The sequence below is a fragment of the Burkholderia sp. L-4 genome (genome assembly GCF_056856535.1).
This window is the reverse complement of record NZ_JBXEOX010000002.1, coordinates 1,525,097-1,539,665: the sequence shown is the minus strand read 5'-3', so window position 1 is coordinate 1,539,665 and position 14,569 is coordinate 1,525,097. Positions and strand designations below refer to the sequence as shown.

Genomic DNA, 14,569 nt, shown 5'->3' with positions numbered 1-14,569 from the left:
ACGGGGGCGGATGGGCGGAAGTTGCGAATCTGAAACATGCGGCGCGCGGCACGCGTCGGACCGGTCGCGGCCCACCCTTGCGGGATAAGGCTGAACAATGGAGCGCGGCGTTTTTACCGACACGTGCCGGCCCGTTCAGCCCGGTTTCCCGCGAGAATTCGCCCGGTTGCCGAGGCGAAATGTTTCATGCGCTTTACATGCCCGTCGGCGGGACGAATCGGCAAGTGCCGAACGGACGATCGCCCGGCGGCACGCGACAATCGCTACGTGCGTGCGGCACCGGCGCCGGCCTCAGCCGACCCGCTGATGCCCCGCGTCGCCGGACGGCGCGCCGTCGTGCCCGCCGTTGTCGCCGTTTCCGCCGTTGTTGTCGTGATCGTTCAGCCCGTGCTCGATCATCATCCGGTAGAGCGTCACGCGCGAGATGCCGAGTTCGGCCGCAGCCTTGTTGATCCGGTGATCGTTGCGCAGCAGCGCATTCTCGATCGCGGTGCGCTCGGCGAGCGCCCTCGCCTGTTCGAGCGTCACGGGCTCGGTTTCGCCGGGTGTGTCGAGCCCGAGATCGTGCGGCGTCAGCAGCCGGCTCTCGGCCATCACGATCGCGCGCCGCACGCGGTTGATCAGCTCGCGCACGTTGCCGGGCCATTCGTAGCGACGCATCGCATCGAGCGCGGCCGATGTGAAGCCGCTGATCTTGCGACCGCTGTCGGACTTGAATTTCTGCAGCACGTAGTGCGCGAGGATATCGATGTCCTTGCCGCGCGCGCGCAGCGGCGGCTCGTGGATGCGCAGCACGCACAGCCGGTGATAGAGATCCGCGCGGAAGCGCCCGGCCTCGACCGCACCGTCGAGATCCACGTGCGTGGCCGAGATGATCCGCACGTCGACCGCGATCGATTCCTGCCCGCCGAGCCGCTCGATCTTCCCTTCCTGCAGGAAGCGCAGCAGGCTTGCCTGGCTCTCGACCGGCATGTCGCCGATCTCGTCGAGAAACAGCGTGCCGCCGTTCGCCGATTCGATCCGGCCCGCGCGCCGCTGGTTCGCGCCGGTGAATGCGCCGCGCTCGTAGCCGAACAGCTCCGACTGCAGCAGGTGATGCGGAATCGCACCGCAATTGATCGCGACGAATGGCCCCTTGCCGCGGCCGGAGCGCTCGTGAATCGCGAGCGCCGTCAACTCCTTGCCGGTGCCCGACTCGCCCGAGATGAACACGCTCGCATCGGTCTTCGCGACCTTGCGGATCGTGCTGAACAGCTGCTGCATCGCCTCGCAGTTGCCGATCATCCCGTGTTCGCCGATCGACGCCGCGTAGGCCGCGCCATCGACGCGATCGAGCGCGGCCATCCCGCGCGCATGACCGAGCACGTGCGAAATCCACTCGTAGGGCAGCGGCAGCGTGACGTAGTCGAAACAATAGCTGCGGATCAGTTCGCGCACGGCAGGGCTGATCGTGATGCCGGCCTGCGCGATGGATATCCAGCCGATCGCCGGCTGGCTCAGGCACGCTTTCAGCGCCGGATAGTCGCGCGACGTGAAGCCCGTGAAATCGACCAGCCCGGCCGCGACGCTCATGCCGGAGGTCATGTTCTGCGCGGCGCCGGCCGTCTTCGCGACCGCGATCTCCCAGCCGAGCCCGCGCAGTTGCGCCAGCAGCGGCTCGTCGGGCGTCCGCATGATCGCGAACAGCTTGCGTCCGGCCTCGGGAGCGGTGACGGCTACATCCGTCATCTCGGGCGCCGCCTGCCCGTTTGCGTCGGGTGACCTTGCAACCATCGTTGTTCCCCGCTTGGCGTTGGTATCGTGCGCCGGCTCGCCGCCGTCTCCGACGGACCACGATTGAACCGACATATTGGCCGCATTTCCGTCCGAATAAAATCCCCCCGCGCACGAATCGCGCGCGAGGTGGGCGCCGTCATGAACGGTATATCGATGCGGCAGGCGGGCGACTAGATGGGTGTTATCCCGGTGGCGCGCGCGGCGAGACCCCGAAACAGGCGGGCGCGCCGGGCGCCGAGCCGCGCCGGTGCTGGCGCACGGCGTTTGCGTGCGATGCCGTGCAGACCGAATCGGCAGGCCGGCGCGGGTAGGCGGAATCGGCCGGCCGGCCACGCGTGCGCCCGCGCAACCGGTTCCCGTTGACTTCGGTCAATCGTCATAGGAAGCCGGTTGATGCAGGAACGCAACATGCGCCGCGCGACGCCGCGCGGCGGGTCGTGTCAGCGGCCCGACGCGAGCGATGCCGGCGCGTTCGCGCGGCCGCGCCCGGCGGGCGCGCCGGCCGGTTCGCCGTAGGTGGCGGCGAGCGCGTCGACGCGCGCGAGATGGTGATGGTTGTCGTGATCCCACGGATGGAAGCCCGGCCGGAAAAAGCTCAGCCATTCGCCCGCGATGCGCGGGAACAGGCCGCGGCGCGGCCCGTACAGGAACGCGATCATCCGCAGCATGCCGCGCACGTGATGACCGGCGCCGCGATCGCGCCACAGCAGCGTCGCGTGCATCAGGAACACGGTCGGCCAGAACGTGAGCGTCGTCAGCAGATACACGCCGATGCGGATCAGATAGCGGCGCGGCCCCGGCTTCATCACGGTATTCCACACATCGAACGACACGGCCTTGTGCTCGGTTTCCTCGAGCGCATGCCAGATCCACATCTGGCGGTAGCCTTCGACCGAGCCATCCAGGCGCGTCGGGTCGCGCAGCAGCCAGTCGGCGAGCATCGCCGTGTAGTGTTCCGCCGCAACCGTATGCGCGAGCTGCACCGAGTGCGGCAGCTTGCGCTTCATGAAGGCCAGCACCGTCCAGACGCGCTTGTCGAGCTTGCGCGCGGGCAGGCGGTTCGCCTGCATCAGTTCGTTGTATTCGATGTGCTCGCGCGTGTGCATCGCCTCCTGGCCGATGAAACCGAGCACCTGCTGCTTCAGCACGGGATCGTCGATCCGGTCGCGGTAGTTGCGCACCGAATCCATGAAGAAGCGCTCGCCGGCCGGAAACAGCAGCGACAGCGCGTTGAAGAAATGGGTCACGTGCGACCCGAGGCCATGCCAGTCCTTCGCGCGTTCGACCGGCAGGTCGAAGCGCAGGTCGCGGCGCACCGGCATGATCCCGGCTGCGGTGGCGGAAGCGGCTGACTTCATGTTCATGGTTCTCCTGGTTCCGGCGCGGCGCGGCGCGTCATCCGACGCGGCCGGCGCAGGCCCGGACGGCGCGTCGCGCGCCGCCAAAATCTTGACATCGACAAATGTAAAGATAGGCCGCCCGCACTGACACGCGCAAGCCGCGCGGTAGATGCGCGCTTCCAAACAGGGCACGGTCGAACAGGCGGAAAAAACGGCGCCCGAACGGCGTGGGGGCAAGCCGCGATTCGAACGCGACGTCCGGCCGGCACGCGAGGCATGACGCCCGGCCGCGCCTGCTGTCGGCGACCTGAAAGCCCCGTCGGGCGGGCATTTCGCGGCATCGGACGGATGCCGCACGACGCACCTCGGCCCCTGCAGCCACGCCGATTCATACGCATGGCGCACCCGCGTGGTGCAACCGCGGCGAGGCGGCCCGCGCAACCATTCAAACGCGCGTTCCAATCGTGTTTCGGGCGAGCGCGGCGAGGATGGTCCATCGCCGCTCCCGCACCGCACGCCGCGCCGCGAAAACCACCCGCGCCGGCCCGCGGCGCGCTCGCCTACAATAGCGGTTTTACGCAACCCTCTTTCAGGAGAAGTCATGTCTGTCATCACGACCGAATCGGGTCTCAAATACGAAGACCTGACCGAAGGCACCGGCACGGAAGCGCAAGCCGGCAAGACCGTCAGCGTCCACTACACGGGCTGGCTGACCGACGGCCAGAAATTCGATTCGAGCAAGGACCGCAACGACCCGTTCGCGTTCGTGCTCGGCGGCGGCATGGTCATCAAGGGCTGGGACGAAGGCGTGCAGGGCATGAAGGTCGGCGGCGTGCGCCGGCTGACGATCCCGCCGCAACTCGGCTACGGCCCGCGCGGCGCAGGCGGCGTGATTCCGCCGAATGCGACGCTCGTGTTCGAAGTCGAACTGCTCGACGTCTGATCGCGCACCCGGCCGTTTCCTTCCGATGGAACGCATCGCCTCCCCCGCCATCGCGCTGCGCCGCTACGACACGTGCGAAGCGTCGGACGTGCACGACTTCCACCAGGTCGTGCTCGGCGTCGATGGCGCGATGGTGATGGCGGTGGACGGGATCGGCCAGCGCATCGACCGGCACGCGGCCTGGCTGATTCCGGCCGGCGCGCGCCACGACTACGCGGGCCTCGGCGACAATCGTCAGCTCGTGATCGACCTGCCCGCGGCATCGCTCGCGGTGCCGCAGCGGCTGTTCGACCAGGCGCGCGCCGTATCGATCGACCCGGCGCTGACGTCGCTCGTCGCGCAGGTCGCGGCCGCCGCCGTGCAACACGATGCGCCGGCCGGCGACGCACGGCACGCCGCCGCGCACCGCTTCCAGTGGCAGGCCGCCGCGCGCCTGTGCGACGCGCTGCTCGACGACGCCGGCATCGCCGCGCCCGCGTCGGGCCTCGATTTCGCGCGCATCGACCGCTGGCTGCGCGCACGGCTCGCGGAGCCGCTGCGCATCGCCGATCTCGCCGCGCACTGCGGTTACGGGATGCGCCGGTTCCATCAATTGTTCGTCGAAGCGTTCGGCGAAACGCCCCATCGCTACCTGCAGCGGCTGCGGCTCGACGCGGCGGTCGTGCTGCTCGCCGACGGCCGGCATGCGCTCGTCGACATCGCGGGCATGGTCGGCTTCGGGGACCAGAGCACGTTCACGCATGCGTTCACGAAGCGCTTCGGCGTCGCGCCCGGACGCTGGCGCGGCGAACGGCACTGAACGCATCGGCCTCGCCGGACACGCCTCGACGCGCGTAGCAGGAACGACGCCGCCGCGTCGGCCTGCGTATCGACGCTTCACCTCCCGCTGAAACATCGCCCGTCCGCCGCGTCCTACGATGGACGCATGAATACGATCACCCCCGCCTCCGCTTTCCCGCCCGCGCTCGCCCGCGTCGTCGCGACCGTCAGCATCGGTTTCGTCGTCACGCAGCTCGACGTGACGATCGTCAACATCGCGCTTGCGCCTCTCGCGGCGGACCTGCATCTGCCGGTCGCCGGGCTGCAGTGGATCGTCGATGCGTACACGCTCGCGTTCGCGGTGCTGATGCTGTCGGGCGGGGCGCTCGGGGACCGCTTCGGCGCGCGCCGCCTGTACGTCGCGGGCCTCGCGCTGTTCGCACTCGCGTCGCTCGCGTGCGGCGCCGCACGCGCGCCCGCGATGCTGATCGCGGCCCGTGCGTGGCAGGGCATCGGCGCCGCGGCGATGCTGCCCAATTCGCTCGCGCTGCTGAACGACGCGTGCCGGCACGACCCGCACCTGCGCGCACGGGCCGTCGGCGGGTGGACGGCGGCCGGGTCGGTCTCGATCGCCGCCGGCCCGGTGGTCGGCGGCCTGCTGACCGCCACGTGGGGCTGGCGCGGCATCTTCCTCGTGAACCTGCCGCTGTGCGCGGCGGGGCTTGCCGCCACGTTGGCCTGGGTGCCGGCACGCCACGCGCAGGCCGCGCCATCGCGCCCGGTCCGCGCGCTCGACCTGCGCGGCCAGCTCATCGCGATCGCGATGCTGACCGCGCTGACCGGCGCCGTGATCGAATGGCGGCCGCTCGGCATCGCGCACCCGGTCGTTGCCGGCGGCTTCGCATTCGCGGCGCTCGCCGCGCTCGCCTTCGTCGCGATCGAATCGCGCACGGCCACGCCGATGCTGCCGCTGTCGCTGTTTCGTCATCGCACGTTCAGCGCGGCCGTGCTGTTCGGGATCTGCGTGAACCTCACGTACTACGGCACCGTATTCGTGCTGGCGCTCTACCTGCAGCGTGCGCGCGGCGAAACGGCGTTGCAGGCCGGCCTGGCGTTCCTGCCGCTGACGGGCGGCTTCCTGCTGTCGAATCTCGCGAGCGGCCGCGTCGTCGCGCGTCACGGCCCGCGACGGCCGATGCTGGCAGGCGCGCTGGTCGCCGCGCTAGGCTACGGGTCGCTGCACTTCGTCGATGCGTCGACGCCGCTCGCCGCGCTGCTCGTGCCGTTCCTGCTGATTCCGTCGGGGATGGGGTTCGCGGTGCCCGCGATGACGACGGCCGTGCTCGCGTCGGTCGCGCCCGAGCGGGCCGGCATCGCATCGGCCGTGCTGAATACCGCGCGGCAAGCCGGCGGCGCGATGGGTGTCGCGGCGTTCGGCGCGCTCGCGGGCGGCGGCGGCCCGCGGCAGGTCGTGGACGGATTGCGGATCGAAACAGCCGTATCGGTCGCATTGCTGGTCGCGGCCGCGCTGCTCGCGACGCGCGTGCGGCCCGATGCGCATCGCGGCGCGGCGCCCGTGCATCGGGCAATGCCGGCGGCCGATTGAACGCGTGTGCTCACGCGTCGCCGGGATCGCGCTGGAGCAGCCGCCGGTAACCCGCGGCATCCAGCGGACGGGTCATGGCGACGCGGCTCCGGTCAACGACGATCGCGACAGTCCAGCCGACCGGCCGCCCGCCGCGCAACGCGCTCACCGCCGGGGCGCGCCCGCTTCGTCGCCGATCTTCTTCACGACCGTCTCGGCCGCCTTCAAGGGCCGGCCGTCCTCGTGGCGCAGCGCGAGCTTGCGGATCGCACGCCCCGTGCCGCGATCGACCAGCACCGAATGCGGCTCGCCGCGGGCGAACAGGTTCGCCTCGCCCCATTGCCGCAGCATCACGATCACCGGAAACAACCCCTCGCCCTTTTTCGTCAGCGCGTATTCCTGATACGCGGTGCCGTCCGACGCCGGCACGACGTCGAACACGCCGGCGTCCACCAGCATCTTCAGCCGGTCGGACAGGATGTTGCTCGCGACGCCGAGGCTCGCGCGGAAATCGCCGAACCGGCGCACGCCGTCGAACGCATCGCGCACGATCAGCAACGCCCAGCGATCGCCAACGATATCGGTCGCCCGCGCCACCGGGCACGGCGAATCCGCAAGACTTTTCTGCCTGGCCATGTTCCTCTCCACCCTCGTGCCGGCCGCGCGCTCGGCAGCGCCGGCCATCCGTGCGCGGGCCCGTCGCCCGCCGCACAACAAGTTGCATTTTAAAACTACTTTTCCTACACTTCATACAAGTTTCAATTTGCAACTACTTTGCGCAAGGGAACCCATGGAGTCTTCCTGTCATTCCGGCGTCGCGGCATCGAACGTGCCGCCCCGTGCAACGCATGCGGCCGATGGCAGCCGCCTGTCCTCGGCGCGCGTCGCGTGGCTAGCCGTCTGCTGTGCGGCGAGCGTCGCGAACGTCTACTACGCGCAGCCGCTGCTCGATTCGATCGCGCGCGATTTCGGTGTGTCGCAGGCCGCCGTCGGCGGCGTGATCACCGCGACGCAGCTCGGCTGCGCACTCGCGCTGCTGTTCGTCGTGCCGCTCGGCGACCTGCTGAACCGCAAGCGCCTGATCACCGCGCAGCTTCTGCTGCTGACGGCGGCCTGCATCGGCGTCGCCGCGTCGCCGACGCGCATCGCGCTGCTCGCGGGGATGGTCGCGGTCGGGCTGCTCGGCACCGCGATGACGCAAGGGCTGATCGCGTGCTCGGCCGCGCTCGCCGGCGCCGGCGAACGCGGGCGCGTGGTGGGCGCCGCGCAAGGCGGCGTCGTGGTCGGGCTGCTGGCCGCGCGTTCGCTGGCCGGCGTCGTCACCGATCTCGCCGGCTGGCGGGCCGTCTACCTCGTGTCGGGGGCGCTCGCGATCGCGATGCTCGCCGTGCTGTCGCGGCTGTTGCCCGACACGGACGCGCCGCGCGAGCGCATCGGTTATGCGGCGCTGCTGCGGTCGATGGTGTCGCTGTTGCGCGATGAACGCGTGCTGCGCGTGCGCGGTGCGATCGCGCTGCTGATGTTCGCGGCGTTCAGCATCTTCTGGAGCGCGCTCGTGCTGCCGCTGAGCGCGCCGCCGCACGCGATGTCGCATACGCAGATCGGTGCATTCGGCCTAGTCGGCGCGCTGGGCGCGGCGGCCGCCGCCCGCGCGGGCCGGCTCGCGGATCGCGGGCGCGGCGAAGCGACGACCGGCGCCGCGCTCGCGCTGCTCGCGTGCGCGTGGCTGCCGCTCGCGTTCGGCGTCACGTCGATTGCGTGGCTGATCGTCGGCATCGTGCTGCTCGACGTCGGCGGGCAGGCCGTCCACGTCGTCAACCAGAGCATGATTCTCGGCGCCCGGCCCGATGCGCACGCGCGCCTCGTCGGCTGCTACATGCTGTTCTACTCGGCCGGCAGCGGGCTCGGTGCGATCGCGTCGACGATGATGTATGCGCGCGCCGGATGGACCGGCGTCTGCGTGCTCGGCGCGGCCGTCAGCATCGCCGCGCTCGGCGTATGGGTCGCGACGCTCAGGCGCGCGTGATGCGCGCCGGTCATCGGGATCGAGCAAAAAAGCCGGCGCACCCGCGTCGGGCGGCCGGCACGCGCACCGGCCACGTGCCTGCACCGGTCCGGTTTCCTGGTCGGCGCGCCGGTTGCGCGCCGCGAGCGTTCAGCCGGCCGCCTGGATCGCCTCTTCGTACACGCCGGCGACGCGTCGCGCGATCACCGCGTTGTCGAAATGGTCACGCGCGTAGCGCTTGCATGCGGCCTCGTCGGGCAGCGCGATCGTACCCGACAGTGCGCCGCCGAGCCCTTCCGCGATCGCATCGGCGCCCGTCGACGGCAGCACGAGATCGTTCGACAGCCCGGCCACCGCCTCCGGCAGCCCGCCGACCGGCGTCACCAGCACGGGCGTGCCGGACGCGAGCGATTCGACGGTGATCAGCCCGAACCCCTCGAGGGCGACCGTCGGCACGACGCTGACCGTCGCCGCGCGGTACAGCGCCGCGAGATGGTTGTCGGGCACGAAGCCGAGCAGTTTCACGTTGTCCTGCAGCCCGGCGGCGTCGATGCGCTGCTGCAGTTCCTCGCCGATCTTGCCCTTGCCGGCGATCAGCAGCAGCACGTCCGGGTGGCGTTGCTTGATGAGACCGATCGCGTCGATCAGGTCCTCCAGCCCCATGCGCCGCACGAGCCGGCGCACGGCCAGCACGATCGGCCGGTCCTGCGGCAACTGCAGCTTGTGCCGCGCCTCGGCGGGCGTCAGCGGCGTATCGAACTGCGCGGTGTCGACGCAGCCGGGAATCACGCGCACGCGCGACGGATCGATCCCGTAGCGGTTCGTCAGGATCTGGCCGAACGCCTGCGACAGCACGATCAGCCGCGACGAGCGCGTATAGACGGCCTGTTCGAGATAGCGCTTCGCGCGCTGCCCGAGCGACGCCGCGCCCTCGACCTGGCTTTCGTCGGCCCACGGCCCCTGGAAGTGCGACACCTGCGGAATCCCGCGCGTGACGTCGAGCCCCGGAAACGTGTACAGCGCGAAGTGCGACGAGATCACGTCCGGCCGTTCGCTGCGGATCTCGTCGCGCAGCGCGCGCCGCGCGGCGAGCATCCGGCGCGCGAGCGGCTCCGACGCGGGACCGAAGCCCTGGATCGCGCCGCCCGTGTCGTCGGCGACCTTCGGCGAGCCGGCAACGAGCCCGCGCACCTCGACACCGGCCCCCGGCAGCGCGCCGACGAGCGAGTAGTACATCCGGTCGAGGCCGCCCGCGCGTTCGGGGAACCAGTGCATGCCGATTTGCAACGATTTGATCGGCCGGGAAGTTTGGGACATCACGACTGCTCCTGCGTGACTGCATGCTCGACCCGCTCGAAGGCGGACGGCTGCGTGGGTTGACCGATGCGCCGGTAAAGCGCGACGTACTGGGCACCCATGTGCGCCCAGCCGAAACGGGTCATCAGTTCGCGGGCCGCGTCGCCCATCGCGCGACAGGTGTCGCGCGAGGCCGCGAGCGAGCCGATCGCCTGCGCGAGCGCGGCCGGATCGTCCGGATCCTCCAGCACGATCCCGCATTCGCGCGTGATGATCTCCGCGCCGCCCGCCGTGCGCGCGGTGACAACCGGCAAGCCGGCCGCCATCGCTTCCAGCAGCGACAGGCTCATCGCTTCGTAGCGCGACGGAAAGACATACGCGTCGACCGAGCGCATCAGCGTCGGCATGTTTTTCACGAGGCCGAGGAAATGCACGCGCGCATCGATGCCGAGCGCGCGCGCCTCTTCCGGATACGGGCTGCCGGGCAAATAGCCGGCCACCGCCAGATGCACGTTCGCCGGCAGCTTCGTCAGCGCCTTCAGCACGGTGCCGAGGTTCTTGCGCGGCGTGCGCAGGTCGCCGACGAACAGCAGCAGGAACGCGTCGTCCGGCAGCTTGAACGCCGCGCGGTCGGCCTGCGCGTGCGCGAACGCGCTGCCGTCGACGCCGTTGTAGATCACGCTGATCTTGCGGCTGTCGATGCCGAGCCCGGCAATCTCGTCGGCCACCTTCTGCGACACGGCCGTGATCGCGCGCGAACGCCGGTACGCCCAGCGCTCGAGCGTGGTATTCACGCGCGTATAGACGTACTGGTAAGCCGACCAGATGCCCTTCGTCGGCCCGAACGGATAGTACGGACTCTTGAACCAGCCGCCGTGCACGAAGTGCGCGGTATTCACGTCGGCCTTGATCCACGAGATGAAGCCGTTCACGTGCAGCACGTCGTATTCGCCGCGATGCGCGCGCAGCCAGGCCGCGCTCTTCAGCGCGAACACCTGCTGCTTGACGAGATTCGACGGCCAGAAGCCGCCGACCTTCACGGGCACCCAGCGCACGCGCGGGTCGGCCAGCAGCTCGGGCGCGACATGCGACGCGACCAGCGTGACCTCGTAGTTTTCGGCCAGCGCCGCGCGCGCGATTTCGTAATTGACGCGGCCCTGCCCGTCGTTATGTCGCACGACGTGCGTGACGATCGCGATTCTCAATGGTCGCCTCCCCGTGAACGCGCGGCGGCCAGCAGGCGTTGTGCCTTTTGCCAGTGCGCCGCGGCAAGTATCGAAAAAATGGCTGTGAACATCAGCAGGCCGCCCGTGCCGATCAGCGAGTTCGTGAACACGAGCATCGCGAAGGTCGACAGGCACAGGCTCAGGCACGCGCCGACGAACTTGTCCTTGCGCAGCCGGAATGCCGCGCGCAGCGTGCGGCCGAACAGCATCACGACGCCGGCGAGATACAGCAGCGTGCCGGGCCAGCCGAGCACGAACGGCACGTTCATCACGCCGCTGTCGAAGCTGCCGTACTTGCCGAGCTCGCCGCTGTCGCTCGACAGCTTCGTGGATGCGCCCGTCGCGCCCATTCCTTCGCCGGCGACGTCGGTAAACGCCGTCTGCGCGAAGGTGGCGTAGAACTTGTTGCGGTCGTCGTAGCTGCGGTCGTCCTTCAGGTTCGTGATCGACTGCAGGCGCGCGCCGAGACGGTCGGCCACCGGCCCGACGGTCAGGAGCGGCACGCACAGCCCGACCAGCACGACGCCGCTGATGAGGATCCGCATCCGCAGGCGGTTGTTCGACTGCGCGAGCTGGATCGCGAGCGCGATCACCCAGCCGCCCCACGTCGAGCGCACGAGACACAGCGCGAACGACACGAAACCGGCCGCCCCCGCGAACCAGCGGATCTTCTGCGGCGCGGCGAACACGAACACCAGCGCGCCCATGATCGCGAACGCGAACGGCCCCGACGAATTCATCGTGCTGAACACGCGCACGCCGTACGGCACCGGCTCGCCCTGCGAGCCCATGTCGGACCCGATCATCCACAGCACGTCCCACTGCGGCATCACGAAGTACTGCACGACGCCGTACAGGCCCATCACCAGCATGCCCCACATGAACGTGGACAGCAGCACGTCGCGGTACTCGGGATAGTCGCGCGCGTTGACCATGATGTGAAAGCCGATCAGCACCGGGTACACCCAGTTCGCCAGGTCGTAGGTCGCGGCCATCACGCCGCTCGACACGATCCCGACGAGATACGCATACGCGAGCCCGAACAGCATCAGCAGCACGGGAATCCCGCGCCGCTGCGCGAGCACGCGGTAATGCCGGATCAGCCCGAAGCCGGCGATCATCGTCACCGCGAGCGGCGCGACCTGGATCAGGCTCGTCGGCGTGAACGCGCCCTTCGACCAGTCGGCCAGCCGCCGCACCTCGGGGCTCAGGAACCACACCCACCACATGAAGCCGACATAGCGCGCCGGGCTCTTGAAATACAGCCAGAAGCCGACCGCGATGGCCAGCACCGGAAACGCGAGCGTCAGCACCTTGCCCTGATGCACGGCGATCAGCGCGGCGGTGAAGGACCACAGCGCGGCCTGCCCGACCCAGTGCTTCGGCTCGGGAAGCCGGCTGCGCTTGGGCGACGGTGCGCGCTCGGCGGCAATCGTACTCATCGATCCGCTCTCACCGCGACGACGGGCGCGAATCGGCGAGCGGCATCGCCAGCCCCGCGGCCGCCGGCGTGCGGCGCCGGCGCAGCATGTCGCGCGTGATCCGCACGTGCTGCTCGGCGAACGCCTGCGTGGTCAGGTCGCGATCGCGCAGGCACGCGGCGGCGGCCCGCGCGCAATCGAGCGCCGCCGCCGGATCGGCGACGAAGCGGTCCGCGGCCTGACGCATCGCCGGCGCGTCGAACGCCGGCACATACGCGGCCGTATCGTGCGGAAAGTAGTCGCTGAGACCGCCGACGTCGGACACGATCATCGGCTTGCCGACGGCCGCCGCCTCGAGCATCACGGTGATACCCGACGCATGGAAATTCGGCCGCAACGGCACGACGATCACGTCGGCCCACGCGTACAGCTCGTGCTGCTTCGCCAGCCCCGACGCCGAGCCGATCTTCACGTTCGGCGCATGCCACTCGCGCGGCACGCGGCGGCGCGTCGCGAGCCGCACGTCGTAGCGCGCGTCGCCGCCGAACGCGGCGAGGAACGTGCGCCAGTCGCGGTCGCGGTCGTTGCCGATCGCCGCGATCCGCAGCGGCTGGTTCGGTGTCCACTGCCGCGGCTCGGCCGGCGGAAAATCCTGGGTGTTCAGCCCGTAGTAGACGAACTCGGCTTCGCGACCGAGATAACGACGGCACAGCTCGGCGTTGTCGCGCGCCAGCGTGGTCAGCGCGTCGGCGCGCTTGAGCAGCTTGCGGTACAGCCAGCGGCGCGGACCGCCGAAACTGTCCCACTTGTCGAACAGCCACACGCTCTGCGCGAGCAGCAGCGGCCGCTTGCCCCGCGTACCGGCGAGCTTGAGGACCAGCGCCGCCGCCAGATGCTCCTGTTCCGTATGCGTCCAGATCACGTCGGTGTTCAGCAGCGCGGCGCGATTGCGCCACGCATGCACGACGTCGAAGCCGAGCGCCGCCTTCAGCGCGCGGCGTGCAAGGCTGGCGACGCGGTTCTCGCCGCCGTCCTGCGAATAGGTCAGCCGGAACTCGTCGGATTCGGCGTGGTGATAGCCGTACAGACAGCCGATGTTCTCGCCTTTCCGGTAGGTACGCGGATCGGCGCCGTAAAACAGATGGACATGGACGTTCGTTGCAGTCATGCGAGCCCTCCGGGGGTGGCCGCGCGCGAGGCGCGCGGGCCGTTCAAGACGTCACCGGCGGCATCGCCGCATGGTGGGGGGCAAGGTTCGCGCGGCGGGCATCGCGCGCGCCACGGCGCACCGCGCGCCAGTGCTCGCGGATCCGCTCGCGCTTCGCCGTATGCAGCGACAGCAGCACGTGCGCGAAGCCCGGGTAGACGCGCGTGCCGACCAGCGCCCACCACCACCATGCGATCTCGCGCCGCAGCGGCGGCAGGTGCTCGCGCAGGATCAGGTGCATGTTGTACGCGCCGTTGCTGATCGCATTCAGCGACGCGGCATCGCGCCGGTCGTCGTCGAAACGCTCGGCCGGAAAATGATCGACCGCGATCGCCGGGTCGTAGACGAGCGTCCAGCCGTCGCGCTGCACGCGCATGCTGAAGCCCATGTCGTTGTGCACCTGCGCACCGGCGCCGCGCAGCCGCGTGTCGAAGCGCAACCGCTCGATCGCGGCGCGGCGGTAGCTCATGTTCGCGCCTTTCAGCATGTCGACTTCGCGCGCGCCGCCGACGCCGAGGTGATGATTGCCGACGATCTTGCCGGACAGCGTGAGCTGGCCGACGCGTTCGCGCGATTCGTCGAGCACGCGGCCTTTCTCGTGGACCCAGTCGCGCCCGCCGACCGCGCCCACGCGCGGATCGGCCTCGAATACCGCTTCGACGCGGGCGAGCCAGTCGCGATGCGGCGCCGCATCGTCGTCGGTGATGGCCACGATGTCGCCGGTCGCGGAATCGAGCCCCTTGTTCAGCGCGGCGACCTGCCCCGGCACGTCGACCGGCACGACGCGCAGCGGCAGCGCGCCGCCGACCGCCGGATCGGCGAGCCGCTCGTGCGTGGCGTCGTCCTCCGGGCGCGCGACGACGATCACCTCGTCGGGCAGCCGCTGCTGCCGCTGCAGCGCCAGCAGGCAGCGCGCGAGGTCGGCGGGACGCCGGTAGGTCGGAACGAGCACGGAAATTTTCATCGATGGTTCTCCAGTCGGCCGGGCGGGCAGCACGCGCCGCCCGCCCG

At 69.9% G+C, this 14,569-nt stretch carries 12 protein-coding genes; 4 read left to right on the top strand and 8 right to left on the bottom strand.

Features of this window, described 5'->3' with window-relative positions; all coding sequences use genetic code 11:
• Nucleotides 1-291: 291 nt before the first annotated feature.
• Nucleotides 292-1,773, bottom strand: coding sequence for a sigma-54 dependent transcriptional regulator (locus tag AC1VVG_RS23845; protein WP_034185707.1), 1,482 nt, complete (start codon nucleotides 1,771-1,773; stop codon nucleotides 292-294).
• A 443-nt stretch (nucleotides 1,774-2,216) separates the two neighbouring features.
• On the bottom strand, nucleotides 2,217-3,134 hold the full coding sequence (locus tag AC1VVG_RS23840) for a metal-dependent hydrolase (RefSeq protein WP_034185970.1): 918 nt from the start codon (nucleotides 3,132-3,134) through the stop codon (nucleotides 2,217-2,219).
• A gap of 583 nt (nucleotides 3,135-3,717) precedes the next feature.
• Between AC1VVG_RS23840 and AC1VVG_RS23835 the strand changes: the two genes are divergently transcribed.
• From AC1VVG_RS23835 to AC1VVG_RS23825, 3 genes are all read left to right on the top strand, one after another.
• Nucleotides 3,718-4,059 carry an FKBP-type peptidyl-prolyl cis-trans isomerase gene (locus AC1VVG_RS23835; protein WP_034185706.1) on the top strand — a complete coding sequence of 114 codons (342 nt, stop codon included), beginning with the start codon at nucleotides 3,718-3,720 and terminating at the stop codon, nucleotides 4,057-4,059.
• A 25-nt stretch (nucleotides 4,060-4,084) separates the two neighbouring features.
• Nucleotides 4,085-4,858, top strand: a complete 774-nt coding sequence (locus tag AC1VVG_RS23830) for a helix-turn-helix domain-containing protein (RefSeq protein WP_482836435.1) — start codon at nucleotides 4,085-4,087, stop codon at nucleotides 4,856-4,858.
• Between the two features lie 126 nt (nucleotides 4,859-4,984).
• On the top strand, nucleotides 4,985-6,424 hold the full coding sequence (locus tag AC1VVG_RS23825) for an MFS transporter (protein ID WP_482836433.1): 1,440 nt from the start codon (nucleotides 4,985-4,987) through the stop codon (nucleotides 6,422-6,424).
• Nucleotides 6,425-6,568: 144 nt separating this feature from the next.
• Here the strand turns inward: AC1VVG_RS23825 and AC1VVG_RS23820 are convergent, their stop codons facing one another.
• Nucleotides 6,569-7,039, bottom strand: a complete 471-nt coding sequence (locus AC1VVG_RS23820) for a winged helix-turn-helix transcriptional regulator (protein WP_175900399.1) — start codon at nucleotides 7,037-7,039, stop codon at nucleotides 6,569-6,571.
• Nucleotides 7,040-7,193: 154 nt separating this feature from the next.
• Between AC1VVG_RS23820 and AC1VVG_RS23815 the strand changes: the two genes are divergently transcribed.
• Entirely contained in the window at nucleotides 7,194-8,429 is a 1,236-nt protein-coding gene (locus AC1VVG_RS23815; RefSeq protein ID WP_124609070.1) for an MFS transporter, read from the top strand.
• Between the two features lie 129 nt (nucleotides 8,430-8,558).
• On the opposite strand, the gene AC1VVG_RS23810 is transcribed toward AC1VVG_RS23815, so the two are convergent.
• From AC1VVG_RS23810 to AC1VVG_RS23790, 5 genes are read right to left on the bottom strand one after another with little or no spacing between them, the layout of a single operon-like run.
• Nucleotides 8,559-9,725, bottom strand: coding sequence for a glycosyltransferase family 4 protein (locus tag AC1VVG_RS23810; protein WP_034185968.1), 1,167 nt, complete (start codon nucleotides 9,723-9,725; stop codon nucleotides 8,559-8,561).
• On the bottom strand, nucleotides 9,725-10,909 hold the full coding sequence (locus tag AC1VVG_RS23805) for a glycosyltransferase family 4 protein (RefSeq protein ID WP_034185702.1): 1,185 nt from the start codon (nucleotides 10,907-10,909) through the stop codon (nucleotides 9,725-9,727). The genes AC1VVG_RS23810 and AC1VVG_RS23805 overlap by 1 nt, the downstream gene beginning before the upstream one ends.
• Complete coding sequence (locus AC1VVG_RS23800; RefSeq protein ID WP_034185701.1) at nucleotides 10,906-12,372, bottom strand: O-antigen ligase family protein; 1,467 nt, start codon at nucleotides 12,370-12,372, stop codon at nucleotides 10,906-10,908. Before AC1VVG_RS23800 ends, AC1VVG_RS23805 begins: the two co-directional genes overlap by 4 nt.
• A 10-nt stretch (nucleotides 12,373-12,382) precedes the next feature.
• Nucleotides 12,383-13,519, bottom strand: a complete 1,137-nt coding sequence (locus AC1VVG_RS23795; protein WP_034185700.1) for a glycosyltransferase family 4 protein — start codon at nucleotides 13,517-13,519, stop codon at nucleotides 12,383-12,385.
• 43 nt (nucleotides 13,520-13,562) lie between these two features.
• Entirely contained in the window at nucleotides 13,563-14,522 is a 960-nt protein-coding gene (locus tag AC1VVG_RS23790) for a glycosyltransferase family 2 protein (protein WP_034185699.1), read from the bottom strand.
• Nucleotides 14,523-14,569: the final 47 nt, after the last annotated feature.